The sequence below is a fragment of the Microbacterium sp. ZW CA_36 genome, assembly GCF_044987475.1.
Taxonomy (GTDB): Bacteria; Actinomycetota; Actinomycetes; order Actinomycetales; family Microbacteriaceae; genus Microbacterium.
On the sequence record NZ_JBJDRL010000109.1, the window covers coordinates 1 to 6261 of the forward strand.

8 protein-coding genes are annotated in these 6261 nt (G+C 74.0%); 4 read left to right on the forward strand and 4 right to left on the reverse strand.

Going from position 1 to position 6261, the window contains the following annotated elements:
* Together ACI3KX_RS21560 and ACI3KX_RS21565 are read right to left on the reverse strand one after the other, a co-directional pair.
* On the reverse strand, positions 1 to 1849 hold a 1849-nt coding region (locus tag ACI3KX_RS21560; RefSeq protein ID WP_404911030.1), incomplete at its 3' end, for an AAA family ATPase.
* Entirely contained in the window at positions 1846 to 3006 is a 1161-nt protein-coding gene (locus ACI3KX_RS21565) for an exonuclease SbcCD subunit D (protein ID WP_404911031.1), read from the reverse strand. The genes ACI3KX_RS21565 and ACI3KX_RS21560, both read right to left, overlap by 4 nt.
* A 106-nt stretch (positions 3007 to 3112) precedes the next feature.
* On the opposite strand from ACI3KX_RS21565, the gene ACI3KX_RS21570 reads away from it, so the two are divergent.
* The 4 genes from ACI3KX_RS21570 (at position 3113) to ACI3KX_RS21585 (ending at position 5328) form a co-directional block, all read left to right on the forward strand.
* Positions 3113 to 3586: an 8-oxo-dGTP diphosphatase gene (locus tag ACI3KX_RS21570; RefSeq protein ID WP_404911032.1), complete on the forward strand. Its 474-nt coding sequence runs from the start codon at positions 3113 to 3115 to the stop codon at positions 3584 to 3586.
* A 119-nt stretch (positions 3587 to 3705) separates the two neighbouring features.
* Entirely contained in the window at positions 3706 to 4266 is a 561-nt protein-coding gene (locus tag ACI3KX_RS21575) for a hypothetical protein (RefSeq protein ID WP_404911033.1), read from the forward strand.
* A 1-nt stretch (position 4267) separates the two neighbouring features.
* Positions 4268 to 4999, forward strand: a complete 732-nt coding sequence (locus tag ACI3KX_RS21580; protein ID WP_404911034.1) for an alpha/beta fold hydrolase — start codon at positions 4268 to 4270, stop codon at positions 4997 to 4999.
* A gap of 110 nt (positions 5000 to 5109) precedes the next feature.
* Entirely contained in the window at positions 5110 to 5328 is a 219-nt protein-coding gene (locus ACI3KX_RS21585; protein ID WP_404911035.1) for a hypothetical protein, read from the forward strand.
* 4 nt (positions 5329 to 5332) lie between these two features.
* Here the strand turns inward: ACI3KX_RS21585 and ACI3KX_RS21590 are convergent, their stop codons facing one another.
* Positions 5333 to 5779: a DUF1622 domain-containing protein gene (locus tag ACI3KX_RS21590; protein ID WP_349429028.1), complete on the reverse strand. Its 447-nt coding sequence runs from the start codon at positions 5777 to 5779 to the stop codon at positions 5333 to 5335.
* A gap of 56 nt (positions 5780 to 5835) precedes the next feature.
* Positions 5836 to 6261: hypothetical protein (locus ACI3KX_RS21595; protein ID WP_404911036.1), on the reverse strand; the 426-nt coding region annotated here is incomplete at its 5' end.

Genomic DNA, 6261 nt, shown 5'->3' on the forward strand with positions numbered 1-6261 from the left:
AGGAGTTCGCCGATGCCGAGCGCGCGGTGGCGCGACGTGATGACCTCGCCGCGCGCTCGGCATCGGCGAACTCCTCGGTCGCCGCGGCGAGCTGCGTGCGCAGCACCTCGACGGTCTGTCCACCGGCGCGCGCCGCGGCCTCGGCATGACGCTCTCGCGCCGCCTTCGCGGCATCCGACGCGCGGCGCTCGTCACGTGCCGTCGCGTCGCGCTCGACCTCGGCTGCGGCGAGCATCTCGTCGGTGACCGGTTCGTCGGCCGGCTCGGCGGGCGAGGGATGCGCGGTCGAGCCGCAGACCGCGCACGGCTCGCCGTCGACCAGCGTCGTCGCGAGCTCGCCGGCGTACCCATCCAGCCGACGCTGCAGCAGCCGGGCGACGGCCGCCGCTGCCGTCGCGGCGGCAGCGGCCGCGTCTCGGTGCGAGATCTCGGCCTCCCGCTGCGCTGCGGCGAGCCGCGCCGCCTCCTCGGCCGCGGCGAGCCGGCTCGCCGTCTCCTCCTGTCGCGACCGCGCGGGGTCGCGCCGCGCCGCTGCTTCGCGCTCCGCCTCGAGCTCCGCGTCCAGCCGGGCCAGCTCGGCGGGCACCTGGGCACGCTGCGCGTCGAGGGCGACGATGTCGGTCTCGAGCCGCGTCGCCTCGGTCGAGGCATCCCTCACCTGCGCCTCGCCCTGGACGAGGGCGGCCTCGTGCGTGAGCGCCGCGGTCCACACCGCGAGGTCGCCGGTGAGGCGCTCCACCAGTTCGGCGAGGTCGGCGACGACCTCCTCCCCGCTGCCAGCGGCGACACGCTGCCACGCCGCCTCGGCCGAGGCGACGGCGGCATTGCTCGTCGCGGCCGCGTCGTCCGCGGCCAGCGCGGTTTCGAGCGGCGCCCGCAGCACCTCGGCCGCGCGGGCATGCTGCAGCCGACGACGGTCGACGGCGATCTGCCCCCCGGCCTCCTCGAGCACCGTGAGGCGTTCGTGTGCGCGGCCGAGCTCCTGCTGGGCCTTCGCCAGGGCGACCCGCTCTGCGTGCGCGGCCTCGGCGACTGCACGGGTGTCGTCGGCGGCCGCACGCTCGCGCGCGAGCGTGTCGAGGCGGTACAGGGCGCGCTGCTCGCCGAGCTCGACCGCGGCACGGCGGGCCGTCAGGTCGACCGGCGGCGCGTCGCCCTGCTCCGCTGCGACAGGCTCCTGCGTCGCGATGACGCGCTCCGCCTGGTCGAGCAGGGTGCGCGCCCGTTCGCCGAGCGCGTCGAGCTCGTGCTGCGCAGCTTTGCTGCGCTCCCCCAGCTCGCGCGCGTACTCCTCGTAGCGCCGGGTGCCGAAGAGCGCCCGCAGCAGCGACTGGCGCTCGGCGCCGGAGGCGAGCAGGAAGCGCGAGAACCGGTTCTGGGCGAGCAGGATGACCTGCTGGAACTGCTGGGCGTTGAGCCCCAGCACCTCGTCGAGCAGCAAGCCGACGTCGCGGGGTTTGCCGGCTCGGCCGACCCAGACGCCGCCGACGAGCTCTTCCAGCTCGGCGCGCGTGGGCTCGGTCGTGAGTCCCCCGCCGCGGCGCGACGGCCGCTGGTACTCCGGAGCTCGGGTCACCCGCCAGCGACGGTCTCCGACGGTGAACTCCAGACGCACCTCGGTCGGGTCCTCCGGATCGCAGTGGTCGCTGCGCAGCCGCTTGTCGCCCGACTCGTAGCGGGGAACACTGCCGTACAGCGCGAAGCAGACGCCGTCCAGGATGCTCGACTTGCCGGCCCCCGTGCGGCCGGCGATCAGGAAGATGCCGTCGCGCTCGAACGCCTCGAAGTCGACGCTCTGCCGTTCACGGAACGGCCCGAAGCCGGTGAGCTCGAGGTGGTGCAGCCTCACGCCGTGGCCTCCACGCGGGTGCGCTCGTCCAGCAGCTCGCCGACGAGCTCCGCCTCCCGCGCCGAGGCACCCTCCCCGTCCCGGACGTGGGCGAGGAAGGCGTCGACGAGCTCGGCTTCGTTGCGCGCGGTCCGCACGCGCTGAGCGTATGTGCGCGCGTCGGCGGTGCGGGCTGCCACCGGCGCGTGGCGGACCTCGGCGCAGTGCGGGAACCGTGCGAGCAGCCGGCGCATCGGGTCGCGCTGCGGCAGCGGGTCTGTGTACTCGGCGCGCACCCAGTCCCCGGCATGACCGGCGAAGCGCTCGTCGGCGAGCAGCTCATCGAGCGTCGCCGTCAGTGTCACGAGGGCGCGGGGCACCGGCAGCGGCAGCCACTCCACAGCGGCCCCGTCGGCGGCGAGACCGTCGGCGTCGAGCTCGATGAGCCATGATCCGCGGGGCTTGTGCCCCTCGTCGAAGCTGTAGTGCAGGGGTGCGCCGGCGTACCGGACGCGCGGCGAGAGCTGCTGGCGGCCGTGGATGTGACCGAGCGCCATGTAGTCGACGCCCTCGAAGGCCGACAGCGGCACGATGTCGAGCCCGCCCTGCTGGATGTCGCGCTCGAGGTGCGGCGTCGGCTCCACGCCGGCGGCGAAGCAGTGCGCGACCGCGATCGACCGCCCCCCGCGGCGTGCCACGTCCGCGCGCACGAGGTCCATCGCGTGCGTCAGCACGTCGGCCTGGGTGCGCACCCCCGGCCAGACGGTGCGCAGCAGCACCGGCTCGAGATACGGGATGCCGTACACGTGGACGGGTCCGTGCTCGTCCGTGACGGTGACCGGCGTCCCCACGGTCGCGGGTTCGGTGATCACGTGCACACCGTCGCGCAGCAGCCCGGACTGGAACCCCAGTCGCGCGGCGGAGTCGTGGTTGCCGCTCGTGACGACGACGGTTGCGCCCGCGTCGGCGAGGCCCCGCAGCGTCTCGGAGAGGAGCGTGTAGGCGCCCGCGGCCGGGGTCGCGGAGTCGAACACGTCGCCCGCGACGATCACGAGGTCGACCCGATGCTCGCGCACCTGCTGGACGAGGGCATCGAGCACACTGCGCAGCGCATCGAGCGTGGCGTGGCCGTGGAACGACCGCCCGATGTGCCAGTCCGAGGTGTGCAGGATCCGCATGCTCACACGGTACGTTCGGCCCCTGACATCCGCGGCGAGGCAGGCCGCGCGGCGGCGAACCGCAGCGTTCCCGATCGCCCGGCCGGCGTGCGCGTACCCTCGATCCATGTCCTTGCCCGAGGTCTGCGTCGTCTATCTGCTGCGACGCGGTCCGGCGGGCGCCGAGGTGCTCCTGGGCGACAAGCGCACCGGGCTCGGTCAGGGCAGGATCGTCGGAATCGGCGGCAAGCTCGACCCGGGTGAGTCCGCCGAGGAGGCCGCCGTGCGCGAGGTCATGGAAGAGGTCGGCGTGCGGGTGGCGGCATCCGATCTGCACCTCGCCGGCACGATCGACTACCACTTCCCGACCCGGCCCGCCTGGTCGCAGCGCTCGACGGTGTTCGTGTGCCGGCGGTGGGTCGGCGACCCCGTCGAGACCGACGAGATCACGCCGCGCTGGTACACGCTGGACGCGGTGCCGTATCGGCGCATGCGGGACGATGCATCGCGGTGGCTGCCGGGCGTGCTGCGCGGCGGGGCGGTCGACGCCCGCTTCACCTTCGGCGCCGACCTGTCGACCGTGGTGCTGAGCGCGGAGTGAGGACCAGCGGGCGCCCGATACGGGGCACCGCGGCGCAGCGCGGGCCGCTGCGCTCACGTGCCGGCCGCACGTCGGCGGGGCACCCACCCACCGAGGCCGTGTTCGACGTATCGTGAGACATGGCGCACAACGCAGACACCGCACCCCGGTCCACCGTCGTGGCGCTCGTCGGTGCCGACAGCGACGAGCTGCTGACGGGCCTGGCCGACGTTCCCGCCCTCGTCGCGCTGTCGCTGCGCGAGGCGCAGCCCGCCGTCGCGGCGCACCTGGTCGCCTCGGTGTCCACCCCCTACGTGGTGCACGACGCCGATCCGCTCGAGCACGTCGCCGCCGCATGGGTGGAGCTGTACGAGGAGCGCTGCACCCTCGGCTCGCTCGAGACCGAGGTCGACGTGCTGCTGTCGCTGTTCGAGTCGGGTGAGGCGGTCATGCCGGACTACTACGTGGGGGCCGGGCCCGAGGCGATCGAGGGCACCTGGCGGCACTGGTGGCTCGGCGCCTTGGCTCATCACGCGCCGTCCCGGGTGCTGCCGGTCGAGGCCTCCGGCACGGCGCTGCGGGCGCGTCTGCGGTCTCTCCCGGCGTCCCGTCCGTGGCCGGAGCCGTCGGCGTGGCTCCCGCGCGTGCACTTCGACATCCCGGACCGCGTCGGACTGCGCGATCAGCCGGGCACCGCCTGACGTGCCCAGGGTCGAGGAGTTCGCGTACGCCGGCGCGACGATGATCGCCGAGCGCCGCGGTCACGGCGAGCGCGTGTACCTGCTCGTCCACGGCATCGGCATGGGACGCGCCGTCTTCGCGGACCTCGCCCGCCACCTGGGCGACGGCGAGGTCATCGCCCTGGACCTGCCCGGCTACGGCGAGGCGCCCGAGCCCGCACGCGTGCTCACCATCGAGCGCATGGCCGATCTCGTGGCCGCCTATCTCCGCGAGCGGGTCGACGTCCCCGCCGTCGTGGTGGGGCATTCGATGGGCGCGCAGATCGCGCTCGAGGTCGCGGTGCGCCATCCCGCGGTCGTCGACCGCATCGTTCTCGTCGGCCCCACCGTGGATCCCGCGGCCCGCACGGCGCCGAGACAGCTGTGGCGGCTGCTCCGCGACATCGCCGTCGAGAGTCCCCGCGTGATCGCTGCCGGCGCGCGCGAGTACGTCCACGCGGGCCCGCGGATCCGCGCGAAGTTCCGCGCCATGCTCGCTCACCGCCCCGAGGACGTCCTCGCCCGCGCGCACGTGCCGGCGCTCGTCCTGCGCGGCGAGGACGACCTGGTGGCTCCGCCGGACTGGTGCGCCCGCGTCGCGGCGACGCTTCCCGACGGGCGCCTGGCGGAGGTGCCCGACCACGGTCACGAGACGATGATCCGGGATGCCGCGCCCGCCGCCCGCCTCATCCGGACGTTCGCGGGAGAGGCCTGAGCGCTGTCGCCGGACCGCCGCACTGCGACGGATTCCTGCCATCCGGCCGCGACCCGGCAATGTCGGAGCCCCCGCGTAGGTTGACTCTGTCGGAACCAACGGAGGAAACCATGTTCGCTGTATACGCCGCCGAACAGCAGTACCGCCACGACACCTGGACGCGGGAACGCGAGCACGCGATCCTCGCCACGATTCGCGAGCGGAAGATGACCGCCACGCACCGGACGCTGTCGGCCCCTGTCGCCGCGCGCCCCGCGCGGGTCGCCTGGCCGCGGCCGATCGGACTGCACGCGGCCGAAGAGTGCACCACCGTGTGCGCGGTCGCCTAGATCGTCAGCCGGCGCGCGGGTCCGCAGTTGCGGATCCCCGCGCGGCTGACGCCTGCTGCTCCGCCGTGCGGTCACGCGCGACGGCATCGCCGATCATCTGACCGCCGCTGCGCAGCAGCGCGCGACGCCACGGAAGGGTGCCCTCGATCTCGATCTGGATCGAGATCGACAGGATCGTGCGGATCAGCACGATCAGACCCAGGATCGCTGCGTCCTCGAGGGACGGCTTGGAGGTGATCGTGCGGATCAGGTCCGCGGCCACCAGCACCTCGAGCCCCAGCAGGATCGCGGCGCCGAGCGTGGTGCGCAGCACCGTGAACGCGGCCTGCCCGCCCTCGTGGCGCGAAAGCGAACGGGCTCCGAGCACGAGGGCGATCACGAAGCCGACGATCATCGCGGCGGCGCCGACCGCCTCGAACCCGACGGCGACGGCGGTGAACAACGCCTCCATGTGCACGCGCCCAGCCTAGGGCCGGGCGCGTGCACGACGGGTGGTGAATCGCGGTGTCACCCCACGGCGTCGCGTCCCGGTGCCGCCGGACTGTCGGCGTCGCCGGTCGACACCTGGCGTGCGAGCTCCTCGATGTCGTTGTCGGGAAGGTCGACCCCCGATTGGCTGAGGCGCTGGCGCAGCACCTCCGCGATCCGCTCCAAGGGCTCGGTGCCGACATCGGAGCGCGTCTGAGCGACGATGCCCGCAACCTTGTCGACGTCGGAGGCGTTGTTCTGCGACATGGCCGGCAGGCGCTGCTCCTGCTCGGTGCCGAGGCCGCCGGGCGTCTGCTGCGCCTGGCTCGCCGTCAGCGTGTCGCGGCCTTCGTCGTGGCCGTGGTGGTCCGAGCCGTCCACGACGCCGATGCCGACGGCCTCGTGGCTCGGCTCACCGGCCGGTGCCGCCGCGGGCTCGGGGCGCGACTCCGCCGGCGCTTCATT